Annotated in this window: 9 protein-coding genes; all 9 read right to left on the reverse strand. The window is 48.5% G+C overall.

Features of this window, described 5'->3' with window-relative positions; genetic code table 11:
* Positions 1-16: 16 nt before the first annotated feature.
* The 9 genes from N3Z11_RS07355 to N3Z11_RS07395 all read right to left on the reverse strand — a co-directional run bounded on the left by N3Z11_RS07355 (position 17) and on the right by N3Z11_RS07395 (position 18,333).
* Positions 17-4,852 carry an NAD-glutamate dehydrogenase gene (locus N3Z11_RS07355; RefSeq protein ID WP_260656513.1) on the reverse strand — a complete coding sequence of 1,612 codons (4,836 nt, stop codon included), beginning with the start codon at positions 4,850-4,852 and terminating at the stop codon, positions 17-19.
* 281 nt (positions 4,853-5,133) lie between these two features.
* Positions 5,134-7,452 carry an efflux RND transporter permease subunit gene (locus N3Z11_RS07360; RefSeq protein WP_260656514.1) on the reverse strand — a complete coding sequence of 773 codons (2,319 nt, stop codon included), beginning with the start codon at positions 7,450-7,452 and terminating at the stop codon, positions 5,134-5,136.
* Between the two features lie 2 nt (positions 7,453-7,454).
* Positions 7,455-8,426, reverse strand: coding sequence for a WD40/YVTN/BNR-like repeat-containing protein (locus tag N3Z11_RS07365; RefSeq protein WP_260656515.1), 972 nt, complete (start codon positions 8,424-8,426; stop codon positions 7,455-7,457).
* A 130-nt stretch (positions 8,427-8,556) separates the two neighbouring features.
* The gene (locus tag N3Z11_RS07370; RefSeq protein ID WP_260656516.1) at positions 8,557-9,918 is read right to left on the reverse strand and encodes a DUF1329 domain-containing protein; all 1,362 of its coding nucleotides are present in this window, start codon (positions 9,916-9,918) and stop codon (positions 8,557-8,559) included.
* A 16-nt stretch (positions 9,919-9,934) separates the two neighbouring features.
* Positions 9,935-12,103: a DUF1302 domain-containing protein gene (locus N3Z11_RS07375; RefSeq protein WP_260656517.1), complete on the reverse strand. Its 2,169-nt coding sequence runs from the start codon at positions 12,101-12,103 to the stop codon at positions 9,935-9,937.
* 317 nt (positions 12,104-12,420) lie between these two features.
* Positions 12,421-12,645, reverse strand: a complete 225-nt coding sequence (locus N3Z11_RS07380; RefSeq protein ID WP_260656518.1) for a DUF2835 domain-containing protein — start codon at positions 12,643-12,645, stop codon at positions 12,421-12,423.
* Positions 12,645-15,248, reverse strand: coding sequence for an aminopeptidase N (pepN, locus tag N3Z11_RS07385; RefSeq protein WP_260656519.1), 2,604 nt, complete (start codon positions 15,246-15,248; stop codon positions 12,645-12,647). Before pepN ends, N3Z11_RS07380 begins: the two co-directional genes overlap by 1 nt.
* Before the next feature lie 188 nt (positions 15,249-15,436).
* Positions 15,437-16,912, reverse strand: a complete 1,476-nt coding sequence (gene nhaC, locus N3Z11_RS07390; RefSeq protein WP_260656520.1) for a Na+/H+ antiporter NhaC — start codon at positions 16,910-16,912, stop codon at positions 15,437-15,439.
* A gap of 41 nt (positions 16,913-16,953) precedes the next feature.
* Positions 16,954-18,333: a sodium-dependent transporter gene (locus N3Z11_RS07395; protein ID WP_260656521.1), complete on the reverse strand. Its 1,380-nt coding sequence runs from the start codon at positions 18,331-18,333 to the stop codon at positions 16,954-16,956.
* Between the last annotated feature and the right edge of the window lie 12 nt (positions 18,334-18,345).

Here is an 18,345-nt window from a genome sequence, read left to right on the forward strand (position 1 = left end):
TTAGTTCACAACCGCGTTATTTCACGTTGTCGCAGTGGTGGCTTAATAACATCAGCTCACGCAAGGCAACAGAGAACTTGGCGAACTCGTGGCTCTTGGTGGTTTTAAACTCGGCCAGCATCATGCTCCAGCGCGACAGCACCAGTTCATTCGACTTCAGCCAGTTCTGGATCACTTCGTCTGACGAACAGGCGTTGTGACAGGTACGAACCACGACCTGAGACAGCGCACGTTGTTGCCAATCCAGCTCTTCGCGGTATGAAGCGCGCGCCAGAGCCTGCCAGTGGTTGCTGACCGGCTGTTGGGTGATTTGCTCCAGGAACCAGTGTAAGTCCAGCTTGTCACCGAGCTTAAAGTAAATTTCCGCAGCCAATAACAAGTCGGTTTTTTCCGCATCAGCGACCTGGGCAATATCCATCACCGAGAACACAGTGCTTAACTGTGCCAGATAACGTGCCACATTGACCGGCACCTGCTGTGCCACCAGGCTGTCCTGATGTTCCTGCAGTGCTGCCGCTTCTGCAGACGCCAATAATCTTGGTAACTGCTCAGAAATTTGCACAAAAGCTGGTTTGAAAAACGCCACAGTTTGCGCGATATCCATTGCTTTGTTGCGATGACGCAGGAACCAGCGTGTTACACGGCGCATAGTACGGCGTAACTGGAACAACAAGCGGGTTTGCAGATCAGCGGCAATGACGTTGTCTAAATCTTCCAGTTGATGCCAGATACTTTCCACATCAAACAGTTCACGGGCGATGGTGTAAGAAATAATGACTTCAGCCACAGTGGAGCCTGTTTCTTCCATCATCCGGTGCGCAAAATTGGCGCCCATATCGTTCACCAGCATATTGGCAAGCTTAGTGGCGATAATTTCGGCTTTCAGCGGATGGTTTTCCATTTGTGTTGCATAACGCTCCTGCAACACTTTCGGGAATGCACCAATCAGCTCTTGTTTAAAGAACGCATTGTCAGACACTTCAGGCGTCACCAGCTGCTCTTTTAACACCATTTTGCCGTAAGCGGTCAAAATGGCGAGCTCTGGACGGGTTAAACCAACACCTTTCACCATCCGCTCTGCCAGCATGTCGTCCGTTGGCAGGAATTCCAGCTCGCGGTTTAACTTGCCGTCTTTTTCCAGGGCATGGATAAAACGGGTGTATTCTTTGAGCTGCTCAGCACCTAACAACGAAGAGACTGAAATACTCTGGGTCTGACGGTAACAGTCGTTAATGACGATGTCCGCCACGTCATTGGTCATGTCGTACAGCAACTCGTTACGCTGTTTCAGCGTCATATCACCGCTGGCGACCATGGCGTTGAGCAGAATTTTGATGTTCACTTCGTTATCTGAACAGTCAACACCACCGACGTTATCGATAAAATCGGTATTAATACGGCCACCGTTTGCAGCGTATTCAATACGGCCACGTTGGGTGGTACCTAAGTTACCGCCTTCACCAATAATTTTGGCTTTGACTTCTTTACCGTTTACACGCAGCGGTTCAGAAGCACGATCGCCCACTTCGGCATGGCTTTCGTCCGTCGCTTTGACGTAAGTACCGATACCACCGTTCCAAATCAGGTCCACTTCCATCATTAATGCAGCGCGGATCAACTCATTCGGCGTTAATGAGGTTTTGTCAGTGCCAAGCATGGCCTGCATTTGCGGGCTCAGTTTAATGGCCTTGGCGCTACGCAGGAAGACACCGCCCCCTTCAGAAATCAGCTCTTTGTTGTAATCATCCCAGGTTGAAGTCGGCAGATTAAACAGGCGCTGACGTTCGGCAAACGAAGTGGCAGCGACCGGGTTTGGATCCACAAAAATATGCATATGGTTAAAGGCAACCTGCAGGCGGATATGCTCTGATAACAGCATGCCGTTACCAAAAACGTCACCGGCCATATCACCGATACCAACCACGGTAAAATCTGTGGTCTGACAGTCAATGCCCACTTCACGGAAGTGGCGTTTCACTGATTCCCAACCGCCGCGGGCAGTGATACCCATGCCTTTGTGGTCGTAACCGTTAGAGCCGCCCGACGCAAAGGCGTCACCTAACCAGTGGTTGTATTCCAATGAAATGCTGTTGGCGATATCAGAGAAAGTTGCAGTGCCTTTATCTGCTGCCACCACCAGGTACGGATCGTCTTCATCCAGGCGCACCACTTGTTTTGGCGGCACAATCTGGCCTTGCAGAATATTGTCGGTCACATCCAGTAAACCGCGGATAAAGGTGCGGTAACAGGCTTTACCTTCGTTTAACCAGGCTTCACGGCCACCGGTTTCAGGCAGTTTTTTACAAACAAAACCACCTTTGGCGCCTACAGGCACAATCACAGTGTTTTTCACTTGTTGTGCTTTCACCAGGCCCAGGACTTCAGTGCGGAAGTCTTCACGACGGTCAGACCAGCGTAAACCACCCCGTGCAACCTTACCAAAACGTAAGTGCACACCTTCCACCTTCGGTGAATACACAAAAATTTCGAAGAATGGCAGTGGCAATGGCATATCCGGGATCATGGCCGGACGTACTTTAAAGGAGATATAAGGTTTATCTGTGCCGTCAGCTGCTTTCTGGAAGTAGTTGGTGCGCACAATGGCCTGAATAATGGCCAGGAAACGACGGATAATGCGGTCGTCGTCCAGGTTTGCCACGTTCTCCAGCTGGGCCAGAATTTCAGTGTGCAGTTTATCGGCATCAGCCTGACTGTTGTTCTCAAGCGCAAACTTGGTGTTAAAAAGTTTCACCAGCAGATTGGCCAATAACGGATACCGGCCAAAAGTCGATTCAACATAAGCCTGGCTGAAAGTACCGCCGATTTGACGTTTGTATTTGGCAAAAGCACGTAACAACGATGCTTCACGGCCCGTTAAACCTGCACCCAGAATTAAACGGTTAAAACCATCGTCTTCTAAATCACCTTTCCAGACCTTGGCAAAAGATTCCTGGAACAGCTGCTGGGCAGCTTCAAAGTCTAGTGGCACCTTGCCGTTTAATTCCATACTGAAGTTTAAGATCCAGCTGACCGAACCTTCAGGGCAACGCACGGCATAAGGAGTTTCACCAATCACGCGCAGACCAAAGTTTTCCAGCATCGGCAACACGTCAGATAAATGGATTGGATGGTCTTTATGGAACAGGTTCAACCGCACTGCTTTAGACTCAGCGCTTTCTTCCTGTGGCCGGTAGAACAGCATTTCCAGCGTGTTGTCTTCGCTTAAGGCTTCCAGCTTGGCAATGTCTACCAAAGCATCATTTGGCAACATTTCTTCTTTATAGGCACGCGGGAAAGCGTTGACATATTTGCGGCTGAGCTCACGGCCACTCAGTTCACCAAAACGGCCAATCAGGGCTGTTTCCAGTTTATCTTCCCAGGTACGGGCCGCTTCAATCAGATTGTTTTCGATATCTTTCACATTGAACTCGATATTACTGTCGTTGATCCGGACAAAATAATGGGTCCGGGCCAGCACGGATTCAGAGAAATAGGTGGTAAATTCCACCGGTTCGGTACTGCCTAAAAACTGCTGCAGAATTTGCTGGGTTTCTTTACGCAGCTGTGTGTTGTAACGCTCGCGCGGCACATACACCATGGCGGAGACAAAACGGCCAAATGCGTCTTTGCGCATAAACAGCCTGGTCATGTCACGTTCCTGCATTTGCAGTACGCCAGTGGCAATTTCCAGCAGCTCATCGCTGTCTGCCTGAATCAGCTCATCACGCGGATAAGTTTCCAGAATATTCAACAGCGCTTTATAAGCATGGGTACCAACAGCAAAACCAGAACGGGCCATCACATTGGCCAGTTTGTTTTTCAGCAGTGGAATATCACCGGCGCTATTGTTGTATAACGATGAGGAGTACAAACCGATAAAACGGTCTTCACCCACCACATTGCCGTTGGCATCAAAACGTTTAATACCGATGTAATCGATATAAGCCGGTCTGTGCACCCTGGATTTGTTGTTGGTTTTGGTCAGGATCAAAAGATCTGTGCTTAACGCCTGTTTGCGCGCCACATCCGGTAAATCTGACAACATTAAATCGCGCGACACAGAACGGCGCATTAAACCGAGGGCTGTGTCGGCCTGACCGGCGATGCGATAGTCACCCTGCACCGGCACTATGCTGTACTGGCGGTAACCCAATAACGTGAAGTTATCTTTGGCCAGCCAGTTTAAAAATTCGGTTGCTTCGGCCAGTTGTTCTTTGCTGGCTTTACCACAATGGTTTGGCAGCTCGCGGATCACCTGCTCCAGCTTGGCACGGGTTGGCTGCCAGTCGCTGACAGCAAGCGACACGTCCTGCATCACTGAATCCAGCTCAGCAACCAGATTGTCGATAGCCGTTTTGTCAGTCATCCGGTCGATTTCAATATGGAACACCGTTTGTTGGGTGCTCGGGTTGGCTTTGGTACCCAGTTTGTTAAATTCGGTGATATTGCCTTTGTCATCACGGAAAGTCTGCAGCGGGTAATGCAGCAGTAAATGCGCTGTGATGTTGTGGCGGTTTAATGCAATACGCACCGAGTCAACCAGAAACGGCATGTCTTTGACCACAATCTCAACAATAGTGTGTTTGGATTCCCAGCCATGACGGGCGATTTCCGGATTAAACACCCGGATTTTGGCGGCATCCTCAGTGTGGGTGTTAAAAGTTTGCCACAGGCTTAAAGCTGCACCATATAAGTCGCTGTCATTGCGACCAAACATGTCTTCATTGGCAACATTGCCGTAAAGCGTGAAGGCGAATTTCTCGACCAGTTCGACCTGATCTTTAACTTTTTGGCGGATGAGTTTACTTACATTTTGTAGAAGTACAGATGGTTGACCGTCTATCAGTGCCATTTTTGTATCCTTGTTTTAATCTCTGCAGAGGGGAAGCAGGATTGTGCATTACATACAGAGCGTGTCAGGTGCGAAGTTTATTGCCTATTCCCGCGCTTTTCGAGCTTTATTTCCGCCTTTCAAACTGGTTGTACCAGAGCAAAAAAGCTGATTTGACAAGATATTCAGCCTTGTTAAATAAGAAAATGGCCCGCAGGCCATTTTCATTAGTTTTTTTGCATAAAGATGCTGGATGGGTACAGCAGACGGCAATACATCAAGCCGTCTGTATTTTGGCGTTTTTAGCGATTTTTTGGCCAGAAGAAGGCCGCAAGTGCCGGCAGTACAAAAACTGCGCCCAGCATATTGACGATAAACATAAAGGTTAACAGTATGCCCATGTCTACCTGGAACTTCAGTGCGGAGAACACCCAGGTGCTGACGCCGATGGCCAGAGTGACCGCAGTAAAGAGCACGGCACTACCGGTCGACTTTAAGGCTTGAAAATAAGCCTGACGCAGCGGCACACCCTGACTCAGTGGTTGGGTCATATTGGTCAGAATATAAATACCGTAATCCACACCAATACCTACACCCAATGCAATTACTGGTAAAGTTGACACCGTCAGGCCAATTTCCAGTAACGTCATTAAGGCGGTTGCCAGTACTGTCACGACATAAAGTGGCAGGATCACGGCTAAAGTGGCACGGGCTGAGCGGAAACTTAACAGACACAGCAGGATAACAGCACCATACACGTACCAGGTCATTGGGTCCTGTGCAGCCGCGACCGCCTCGTTGGTGGCAGCCATTACACCCACAGGGCCTGATGCCAGCATAAACTTCGTGGTATCTGTGCCAAGTTCGGCACCGATACGTTTGGCCTCTGCCACCACTTTTTCGATAGTTTCAGCTTTATGGTCATTCAGGAAAATAATCACCGGCATCACAGAGCAATCAGGGTTTAATAAACCTGTGCTGGTTTCAACCCGGGAAGAAGACTGAACCAGAGACTCTGTGGTGCGTGGCAAAATCCGCCATTTGACGTTGCCTTCGTTAAAAGCCGCGTTGATAGTTTTTGACACTGAAGGCAAAGACACCGCACTTTGTACACCAGCTACGTTTTCCATTTGCCACTGGAACTGGTCAATCTTTTCCATAATAGGATGGAAAGTACAACCATTGGCATCGGTTTCTACCATCACATTGATGTAGTCTACCGAAATGGCATAACGGTCTGTGATCAGGAAAGTATCCTGGTTATAGCGAGAATCTTCGTGTAGAGATGACGCGCCAGGATGCAGATCGCCAATTTTCAGCTCTTTACTCTGGATATAACCCAGCGTAAATAAGCCGGCCGTTAAAGCTAGAATGACAGCTGCGACTTTTGGCTCAGCGCAAGCCGACAGTTTGTACCAGAACTTGTCAGCGACAGGTGTGGGTTCCGATACTGCTTTGACGTAACTGGCTTTAAAACGCACATAAGACATCAACACCGGCAGCAGGATAAGGTTAGTCAGAATAATCACGCCAACACCTAAACTGGCGGTAATGGCCAGCTCACGAATGACGCCAATTTCGATAATCAGTAACGTGATAAAACCTACAGTGTCAGATAGCAGCGCCACACCGCCAGGTACTAACAATCGGCGAAAACTGGCCTGAGCCGCTGTTTTTGCATCAAGGCCTGCCGCCACGTTTTTGCCGGTGGCGTTGATCATCTGCACACCGTGGCTCACGCCAATGGCAAAGACCAAAAACGGTACCAGAATGGACATCGGATCGATACCAAAACCCATGACTGTTAATAACCCCATCTGCCAAATTACCGCTATCAGGGAACAGGCGATAGGCAACAAGGTTAAGGTGATAGATTTTGAGAATAAAAACACCATCACTGCGGTGATAAGAATTGCCACTGCAAAAAATGCCAGTACGCCTTTAGCGCCATTGGCAACATCACCGACCATTTTGGCAAAACCAATGATGTGTACGGTAATTTTGTCATTTTCAAACTGACCTCGTACATCTTTTTCCAGTTGATTGGCAAAAGCGATGGTGTCGAGTTTTTCGTTGGTGTCCGGGTTGATTTCCTGCAGTTGGGCTGTGACCATAGCGCAGCTATAATCGTCAGCCACCATTCGGCCAACAATGCCCGCTTTTTCGATATTTTGTTTGACGATGGCAAGGCCATTGGCGTCATTGACAAAATCCGCAGGGATCACAGGACCACCGGCAAAACCATCTTCCACCACTTCAACAAAGCGGGTACTTGGGCTAAACAGGGATTTTACCAAAACCCGGTCCACACCAGACATGTAATAAACCTGATCATGGATTTTGCGGAATGAATCAAAAAAGTCCGGGTTAAAAATATTGCCTGAGGCGTCACAAACTGAAATCAGAATATTATTGGCACCACCAAAATCTTTGGCGTGCTTCAGATAGGTCTGCATATATTCATGTTTGAGCGGAATATTTTTGGTAAAGGCAGCATCCAGTTTGATTTGGCTCGCCTTAAATAGCAAAAACAAGGTGACCAGCACAAAAGCGACCAGCACCAGACCGCGATGCCGGAACAGCGCATATTCACATTTATTAATAAAACGGTTCGCACTCATGGTTATTCAGTTTCTTTTGTAGGAATTGTTTTGATACCAACTTCGGTTGCCAGAACCAGGTTAGCGCCAATTTTGACCGCGTTCAGAATGGCTTTGCCGTCAGCTTCGTTCATCGCACTGAAGCTCTGGCCATCGTCTACACTGACCATTAAAGTACCGGCATTGCCCAGTAAATACACTTTACCATCGCTGGTGCTCAGTACACTGTTCAGCGTAGCCGGTGATGGCACCTGAATTTGCTGCCAGCTCTGGCCCTGATCGGTGCTACGGAATACGTGGCCGCGTAAGCCAACGGTGATTAAGCTCAGTTGTGCCGTTCTGGTGATACCAAATAGCGAACCATTATAAAATTCCGGCTGGCGCTGCCAGGTGGCGCCAAAGTCCAGACTCTTGGCAAAAAAGCCTGCTTCACCAACCAGATACAAGGTACTGCCGTCGGCATATAAACGATTAAAATGCGGTAATACTGACTCGGCTTCAATGGCATACGACTCGGGATCAGTTTCTTTTAATTCCGCAAGCAGCGCCTGATCGTCTTCACTGGCTAGTTCCGGGTGAAACTCACTCTGCCAGCTTTGGCCGCCATCTTTGCTGCGGTAAAACATCCCATAGGCACCTACAGCGATGCCCTCTTTGGCGTCTTTAAAAAATACATCAAATAAAGGTTTGTCGAGTTCTGGCAAAAATTGCTGAATCACCCAGCTTTGGCCACCATCGGCTGAATGTAAAATGCTGGCATCATGCCCAACCGCCCAGCCATGCAACTCATCGGCAAAATAAACCGAGTTCAGATTTGATTGCAGTGGCACCGGCATCTGTTGCCAGTTCGTACCGTCCTGACTCAGCAGTATGTGGCCTCTTTCACCTGCACTGACATAAAACTTACCCGCAACAGGTACTATGTCAGTCAGGACTGAATGCACAGCCTTTGGTAATAAATAAGCTGCCTGTGGCTGCACCTGTGCCGCTGCCATATGCGATGTCAGTAAACAACATACACTCAGACCAGAAAGTAGTTTTGAAATCATTAGAGCTATTACTCGAGGGTTAAACAGAAACAAAAACGGTTGGCAACAAGCCAACCGTTTTTGCCGGACTTTCAGATCAACGGGTTCCCTCACGGCGCAGCGCTGCCGGCGTGAAGTCGTTATCCGATAATTTCACTGAGAAATTATACATCTTATCTTCGTTATCTAAACCGATCGCAATATAACGACGTGAGTTCAGATCATGATAGACCTCGAGTGTACTCCAGTGAGTTGGCACTTCATAATAGTTCAGACCATGGGCTGTAGCGACACGGTATAACTCACCACGCGCATCATAAAGGTCCGCCACATGAATTTGCCAGCTGTCCTCGTCGATATAAAACACCCGTTTACCGTATACGTGGCGCATGCCGTCTTTTAACTTGGCTTCAACAACCCAAACACGGTGTTTTTCCCAGCGTACGTAGTCTGGGTTTAAATGACCAGCGGTTAACAGACTGGCGTATTTAGTGTCTTTGCTATGCAGTTTGTAGCTGTTGTATGGAATTAACATTTCCTGCTTGCCTTTGAGCTCCCAGGTGTAACGGTCTGGTGAACCGTTAAACATGTCAAAATCATCTGTGGTGCGCAGACCATCTGAAGCTGTACCTGGCGCGTCATAAGCCACATTTGGTGCACGGCGTACACGGCGCTGGCCAGTGTTGTAAGTCCAGGCCTGACGTGGTGTTTTCACCTGGTCCATGGTTTCATGGACTAACAGTGCAGTACCCGCCAGACGTGCCGGCGTCGTCACGCTTTGTTTAAAGCGGAACAGAATGTTTTCCGCCTGCAAAGCCTCTGCGGTTGCTTTTTGATCTGAATATTTGAACATAATTTGTTCATCAAAACCGATCAGGGTATAAGCACCTGTTGCCGTTGGAGCAGCCTGGCCACCGTTACGGGTTGCAGCCACACCACGGAAACGTACGATGTGGTTCCAAATCGCTTCCAGACCGTTGGCAGGAATTGGGAACGGAATACCGATAGCGGCATTAATAATACCGTTGCCACCTTGAACCAGTTCGGCTTTGCCGGCAATTTCCTTAGTTGCATCATACACATACTGTGGGTATGACGCTGAACGATGTGTTGGATACACGTTCATCTTAAAGGTTTCCGGATACAGGTTAAACAGCGCCAGCTGACCCGGTGACAATAACGATTTGTATTGTTCCAGATTGGCTTTGGTCACTGTGTACACCACTTTATCAGCGGCAAATGGATCCGGGTGATGATCGCCTGGCTTATAACCAGCAGGCGCCGACTGAATACCACCGGTCCAGGCCGGGATACTGCCGTCTTTGTTACCGGCTTTTTCCGCGCCAAGCGGTGTTAAATCAGCACCTAAACGGGCAACCTGGTCTGGTGCAACTTTGGCCATTGCGCCACAACTTAAAACCAGCGCAATCGCGGACGATAGCAGGGTGAGTTTTTTCATAAGACTGTCTCGTCCCTTATAATGAATATTTGATGTTAAAAGACACAAAATCACGGTCTTCAGTGTTATTGGTGGTGCCTACACCGTCGAAGAAGGCGTTGTAGGAAATTTCAGCTGACCATTGGTTCAGATAATCGAAGCTGACAGCATAGCTCAGCGATTTTTTATCTTCAGAGAACATAAACAACGGATCAGGTGTAATACCGTTTACGTCATGTGAGAAGGTCAGACGTTGTGACAGGTTCACACCAGCTAAAACGTTGTTGTAGTCGGCTTTGGCAACGACACGGTAACCCCATGCTGAAGCTGTTGGGAACGGGTTGGTTTCCGGGCCATTGGATAAACCAGTGTGTAAACCGGTTTTAATCACTAAAGGACCGCCTACACCATTGGTTCCCATCAGCGGATAACCGCTACGGTCAGTATTTGGACCGTTTAAACGCAGTATGTCCTGATGGGGCATATCTTTGATTTTAATACCACCAATTTCAGCCAGTAAGGTGAAGTTATCGGTGTTCAGCACAGGGCCGAATAAATGGGTAATAGTCACCTGTGCCTGAGTGGTATCTGCCAGGATATAACCCTGGGCAAATTCACCCGGCTGAACTTTTTTACCATCATAACGGCCAATTTGTGAAATACCGGCAAAACCGAGGAAGTTTGCCAGTGCCGGATTTGTTGCTGCGCCATTGGCCAGCTGCTCCGGCATACCGGCATACAGAATTTCTACGTCGTCGATTTGCAGTGGTTCATCCTGACGGTAGGCCAGTTCACCTGCGATAGAAGTACCTTCCAGTGTGGTGTTAAAGCTAAAACCATAAAGTTTGATATCTTCCGGATATTCAATCAGACCTTTTGACATGCCTTTGAGGTTCGACACGTTTTCTTTGGTCATATTACCGGCGTTGGCAACCAGATAACCGATATCAGCCTGCACTGCCGCAAGGCGGAAGTCAGAGGCAATACCCGAAATAACCGGCGTGCGGCTGTGGTAATTCATGTAATACAAAGCAAATTCAGTGTCGTTCAGTTCAGGCGCGAAATATTCTAACTTGGCACCATACTGACCACCGTCTTCCGGCTCAATTTCACCGGCATCGCCATAAGGACGCAGCGTAACTTTTGTTGGATAAGCCAGATAAGACGCTGATAAAGCGCTGATTGCAGCCTGAGCCTGTGCTTTTTGCGCGGCAGAAGCCTGTGGATTGGCAAGTACAGCGCTGGCCGCTTTGATATTGGTGCCGATGCTGTTTAAACCAGCCAGTAAGGTTGATAAATCAAGATCCGGGTTACCGGCAAAACCTAACTGAATATTCTGGTTGTAACCGCCTTTACCGGCAAAGTCGTTGGTGGAGAAATAAGTGCCTGGCACCGGCAGGTAGCTGTTTTGCCAATCGTACTGATAAAACACTTCAGCTGACAGCTGTTCAGTTAAACCTAAAGATGCTGAGATCATCCCTACCGGAATATAAGCTTCTTTTAAATCAGCACCTGGTAAACGGGCGATACCGACATCGATTGGTGTGATGTTGATACCGTGCTGAATTAACGTACTTTCACCCCAGCTTAATACCTGATTACCGACACGGATGGATAATGGGTTAGCACCATCATTCAGCGCAAAATTGGCAAATACATAAGCATCTAATAAACGCAGGTCACGACAGGCTAAATCACGGCCTTCATCATCGGCACATGGATCCACTCTGTTGCCTGAAACAGGATTGGTGTAAGCACCATCATTGTCCATCAGGGCGGCGTCATAAAAATACATAAAGCGGGTAAAGAGACCAAAATCACCTTTGGTCACTGATAATTCGTGAGTGCCTTTAAACAGCTCAGAGAACATGTCACCTTTGTCGTAGTTCAGGTTGCCGGCATCACCGTTTGATGAATAACCGCCTCTTTGTTGCCAGACTTGTGACGAGGTGTAGATAGTGTTACTTGCAGCGTTGTAACCAGTCCAGTTCAGCGCCGGATTGTTGGCTTTACTGATAGTGTCCCAGTTTCTGTCCTCAGCGCGCCAGCTGGCGCCATAAGAAAAGCTTGAGTCAAATACAACTTCTACGTCGTCGCCTAATGTATAACTGGCGGCTTGAATGGATGTTGCAGACAAGGCTAACAGCGCAGACGCGACACCTATTGCTAAAGGATTTTTAGCAAAGGCAAATGGCCTTTTGTTCATCTTGTGATCTCCCCCCCTGTCCCTGCAGGTCTATTTTGTTTTTGTAATGAATGAGCCGGTTCAACTGCTCTGATCTCTGCTCACTTGGGTAAAATAATTACATCATTTTATAAAGGGCGCAAGGCTTGCGATGTCGTAAATCTGTTGATTTGTCTTTAGTTTTTTCTGCGAACTGTCCGATTCTGTCAGTATTGGCCAGACCTCAGTTTAACTGGGTTTACAAAAAATGTACGAATAAGGGTTAAGTTGATGAAAACAAAAGGCAAATGACAAAATTTTCCAGCCTGCGTTTTAATCTGCCGTTTAAAGTAGCTACTCTAATTTATTTTTTTAAGCCCAATAAACTTACCCGTTGCTGTGGTCGTCAGTTCAAAATAACCATTTAAACCAAAATGACTGATATAAGGCCGGAAATGGTGGGCTGGCAGCTGCACTTTTTCGCCGCTGTCTGCCCACACTAACACTTGTGTAATAGCACCCTGATAATACGCGAGGCACTGCTCTGCACTGAGCACTGCGTGAAATCTATAGGTTTTGTTCATCACTGCAGACTTCGGCTGACCTTTTCATACAAATCATTGCTAAGTCCCGGTAACGCGAGCAGTTGCTGCAGTTGCTTTTGCATCAGCTGCTGCCGGTTTTGGTCAAAACGTTTCCAGGACAACAGCGGCGTGACCAGTCTGGCTGTCAGCTGCGGATTGACCGCATCAAGTTTTTGCAGGATTTGGGTCAGCAGCAGATACCCCCTACCGTCTGTGCGATGGAACTGCAGCGGGTTTTGCATGGCAAAAGCACCATACACAGCCCTGACTCTGTTGGGATTGGTCCAGCTAAATTGCGGGCACTCTGATAACGCGGCAAGACTGTCAAAGACAGCGGGCGATGGGCTGATTGCCTGCACACTGGCCCATTTATCAAACACCTGCGGGTTCTGCGCAAAACGCTGACCGAGATCGGCCAGCATAGTTGCAGCGGTATGACTTTCAGCAAAAACGGCAGCTTTAATAGCGGCCAAACGGTCCGTCATATTGTCCGACTGCTGATAATGCGAAAGTAACAGTTCATCATGGCCGCTCAGCGCCAGGTAAGACAAACATAATGCCTGCAGTTGCCTGCAGCCGGTTTGGGTCTGTGAATACTGATAAGGAGCGCGCGGTAATTTGTGGTAACAGGCCAGTAAGTCAGGCTGCAAAGCCAGGGCTATTTGTTGGCGGAAATCCTGTAAGCTTTGCAAAATTGCATCCACCGGGATCTCATCGTATTGTTCAGCCAGGGTGTCGTAACCAGGCAGCGTTAATAATTCTGCGGTAAAAGCCAAATCAGCGAGCGGCTGTTGCAGCAGTTGTTGCATACTGGCAATCAGCGCTTGTGGGATCATCACTGTTGATTGTGCTGAGGCTGATTTTTCTTGTTGCAGCCGCGCGGCTTGTTCAACGGACTGATGAACCAAAGCTGACCACAGTTGTTGCATCGCATCCCAGCGCGCGACCCCATCCTGCGCTTTGGCGGCAATCAGCAGCAACTCCTGCGTTTGATATTGCACCTGTAGCTTCACAGGCGCAGAAAAATCGGCCAGTAACACCGGCACCACATCGTCCGGCACATTGCTAAAACGCCACTCGGCACGTTCGTCGTTCAGTACCAGCAATTGCTGCTGATGATAATCAGTACCGGCACTGACAAGTTCAAAACGGACCGGTAGCACCAGTGGTAACTTGGCGCTGCCATCTGCTGTTGCCGGCGTATGTTGACTAAGGCTGAGATGCAGACATTTTTCAGTGCTGTTGTAACTGTAAGTTGCACTAAGCACCGGGGTACCGGCTTGCTGGTACCAGCGGCGGAACTGCTGAAGATCAACACCGCTCGCGTCCTGCATCGCCTGCACAAAATCATCACAGGTGACGGCCTGGCCATCATGCCGTGCAAAATACAGATCCATGCCTTTTCTGAAACCCTCAGCACCCAGCAAGCTGTGTTGCATCCTGATCACCTCAGCGCCTTTGTCGTACACTGTCACGGTATAAAAGTTATTCATCTCAAGCACTTGCTCAGGCCTTATCGGGTGCGCCATAGGGCCAGCGTCTTCGGCAAACTGGGCAGTGCGGATGGTTTTTATCGCATCAATGCGGCATAAAGTTGGCGAGCCCATATCGGCACTGAACTGCTGATCACGGAACACCGTCAGGCCCTCTTTTAAACTGAGCTGGAACCAGTCACGGCAAGTGACCCTGTTACCGGTCCAGTTATGGAAATACTCATGACCGATAATACTTTCAATATGGAAATAGTCAGTGTCGGTGGCGGACTCCGCATCAGCCAGCACGTATTTGCTGTTAAAAATATTCAGGCCTTTATTTTCCATGGCGCCCATATTAAAAAAGTCGACAGCCACCACCATATACACTTCAAGATCGTACTCCAGACCATAGGTGGTTTCGTCCCAGCGCATGGCTTTTTTCAGCGACTCCATGGCAAATTCGGCACGGCTTTTATTGCCTTTATCCACATAAAACGCCAGTTTGACCTCTCGGCCGCTGCGGGTTTGATAGCTGTCTTCGAGCACATCAAAATCACCTGCGACTAAGGCAAATAAATAACAAGGTTTAGGGAAAGGGTCGAACCAGCTGACACGACGTCTGCCATCGGCGAGTAACGCTGAGGCGGTTTGATTGCCATTTGATAACAGGTGCGGATACTTTGTGCTGTCAGCAATGATATGGGTGGTAAACACAGCAAGCATATCAGGGCGGTCCGGATAATAAGTGATACGGCGGAATCCTTCGGCTTCACACTGGGTGCAATAAGCACCATTGGAAAGGTATAAACCTTCCAATGCTGTGTTTGCGGCCGGGTTTAGCAGAGTCACTATTTTCAGTTCAAATACGTCAGGCAAGTCCTCTAATATCAGCTGTTCGTCATCAAGCTGGTAGTTTGTGACCAGGGTGCCGTTGAGCCAAACCCCCTCAAGTTGCAGATATTGACCATCCAATACCAGGGGCGTAACTTCGCCTGTTCTGCGCCATTGGCTGATGGCTGTGACCCGGGTTTGTTCCGGTGCTAAATCAAACTCAAGCTCAATGGTATCAATGGCATAAGATGGTGCCTGATAGTCAGCTAATCTTTTTGCCTGGCGGGTTTGACTCATAATTGCTCCGTTGATCGTTGCTGGTATTGTGCCTTGCTGCGGTTGTGGCAAGTGTACTGAAATCAGTGGCCTGTGCAACCTGCTTTGCTGGCACAGATATATCGGATGACATAAAAAAACCTGAGCTTGCTCAGGTTTTTAGTTTTAACGAAGGGCTAAGCGATATTACAGCGACCGCTGCAATGACATCAGCCTTTAATTGCCACCGGGTTTGGCACTGACGTTGGTGGTGTCAGTTTCAGGATCTTGATACCGCAGTACGCATAGATAATGGCTAAAACCGGATTAATCAGGTTGAAGAACGCATAAAAAATGTATTCCAGCGGGCTGACGTTGAGCACGCCATGCATATAGGCACCACAGGTATTCCAGGGCACCAGCGGACTGGTAATGGTGCCGCCGTCTTCCAGCGTGCGTGACAGATTCACTGGTGCCAGCCCTCTTCTGGCATATTCGTCTTTATACATTCTGCCCGGCATCACAATGGCCATATACTGATCAGCAGTCAGAATATTGGTGGCAATACAGGTCGCAATAGTACTGGTGATTAAAGAGCCTGTGCTATGCGCTTTGGCCAGAATCGCTTCCACAAAACGGCGCAATAAACCTGTGTGCTCAAGCACCGAACCAAAAACCATGGCCGACATAATCAGCCAGACAGTGTTCATCATTTTTGCCATACCACCGCCGGACAATAACTTATCCAGTTCAGCATTTCCGCTTTCGATCACAAAACCGCTATGTAATGTGCTCCAGATCACTTTGAGCAAGCCAAGCGCTGTCGGCAAAGTGTCATCCGCCATTTTATTCACCAGTTCAGGCTGGAACAGCAATGCCCAGACACCTCCGAGTAATGCACCGATAAACACTGTTGGGAAAGCAGGTACTTTTTTAATCGCCATGATCATCAGCACCAGCATAGGCACCAGGTTCAACAAGCCGATATTAAACTGCGCCTGTAAATCAGCGCTGAGTTTGACTATTTTTTCTGCGTCCGCGACAGCTCCACTGTTGAAGCCCAGAGCAGCAAAAATAACAATGGCAATAACCAGACTTGGAATTGTGGTCCAGGTCATATGGCGGATATGGTCAAACAGTTCAGCACCTGCCACGGCCGGCGCCAGATTGGTGGTGTCTGACAAAGGCGAAATTTTATCACCAAAATAAGCACCGCTGATAATTGCACCCGCAGTGATGACCGGTGACAAACCAAGCCCCACTGACACGCCAATCAACGCGACACCTATGGTTGCGGCTGTGGTCCATGAGCTGCCGATAGACATAGACACAATGGCGCATAAAATACAGGTAGCCGCATAAAACCAGGCTGGATCCAGCACTTGCAGCCCGTAATAGATTAAAGCCGGTACTGTACCTGCCAGTAACCAGGTGCCAATCAGTGCGCCTACGGCAAACAGAATCAGCACAGCGCCCAGCGACAATGAAATGCCATGGATCATGGCTTTTTCCATCTCAGCCCAGCTGTAACCATTTTTTAAGCCGATAATGACGGCGATAGCAGCCCCAACAAAAAGCGCGATTTGGTTTGGACCATAAGAGGAATCACTGCCGTAAAGGTATACCGACAGGCTTAACAGGATGATTAATACCACCAGTGGAATTAACGCATCCAGCAGACTGGGTCTTTTGATTTGATTTGTCATTATTGCTACTCAGTTGCCCTTAAGGGCGTTTTTTGTAATTGTCAGAGTACGCCAACCAGATTCAAAAACACTGCGACTATTGCCACAGGTGTGAACCAGCGGATACAGAAGCGCCAGATAGTATAAGCAAGTGGCGTTGTATTCAACTCTTCTTCGATGGCATGACGTTTCATCACCCAACCGGTAAATAATGCCACCGACAAGCCGCCCAGCGGTAGCAGAATATCTGAGGTCAGATGATCAATAAACTCAAAAAAGTTGTGAACGTCTTTGCCAATAAAATGAAAGTCAAACTGTGACCAGGCCGCACCACTAAAGGAGAATACCGTCAACAGACTTAAACTCCAGAGCACCACGCCGCCAAGCAAAGCAGCAGGTACCCGGTTAAATCCTTTAGATTCAACCAGCCATGCCACCACCGACTCCATCATGGCTATGGTGGAGGTAAAAGCAGCCAGCACCAGCATAATAAAAAATATTGGCCCGAGCACGGCTCCGCCCGGCATAGTGGTAAAAGCGACGGGTAAAGTGACAAAAATAAGGCCAGGCCCCTGACCTGCGTCTAATCCCTGACTGAACACTATCGGATAAATCACCATAGCGGCAATAAGCGCCACTGACGTATCAGCCAGTGCAATCCACACCGATGTGCGAACTATAGAAACGTTATTGGGTAAATAAGCGCCATAAATCATCATCACACCAGAGGCTAAACTCAGGCTGAAAAAGGCATGGCCCAAAGCTATCAGCACCCCATTCATCGTCAGTTTGGAAAAGTCCGGGTAAAACATAAAACGGGCTGCCTGTAAAAACTCACCGGTCAGACAGGCATATATTGCCATGCCAACTAAAAGTAAATACAAAGCCGGCATCATCCATTTTACGGCACGTTCCAGACCATTTTTGAGACCACGCGCAACCACGGCACAGGTGGTCACAATGACGACCGTGGTCCAGAGCAACAAATTACTGCTATCTGTTGAAAACTGACCGAACATCTGCCCAAGTTCGGTAGCGGATTTGCCGGCAAATTCCCCTGTGGCCGCTTTACCAACATAAGCAAAAGCCCAGCCGGCAATCACCGAATAAAATGACAAAATCAAAAATCCGGCAAAAAGACCAATCCAGCCAGTCAGTTGCCAATACGGATGGGCATTGGCTTCCAGCGCCAGTATACGTGCTGATAAACCAGGGCTTTGCCGCCCTCTTTTACCCATCAGTACTTCGGCCATCAGTACCGGCAAACCAATTAATAAAATTGCCAGCAGATAGACGAGCACAAAGGCGCCACCGCCGTTTTGCCCCATGATGTATGGGAACTTCCAGATATTGCCAAGACCAACGGCGGCACCTGTAGCGGCGATAATAAATGTAAAACGGCTGGACCATTGGCCATGAACAGAAGGACGGCGCTGTGACATGCGTAAAACCTA

The sequence above is a fragment of the Rheinheimera sp. 4Y26 genome (genome assembly GCF_025245835.1).
GTDB lineage: Bacteria > Pseudomonadota > Gammaproteobacteria > Enterobacterales > Alteromonadaceae > Pararheinheimera.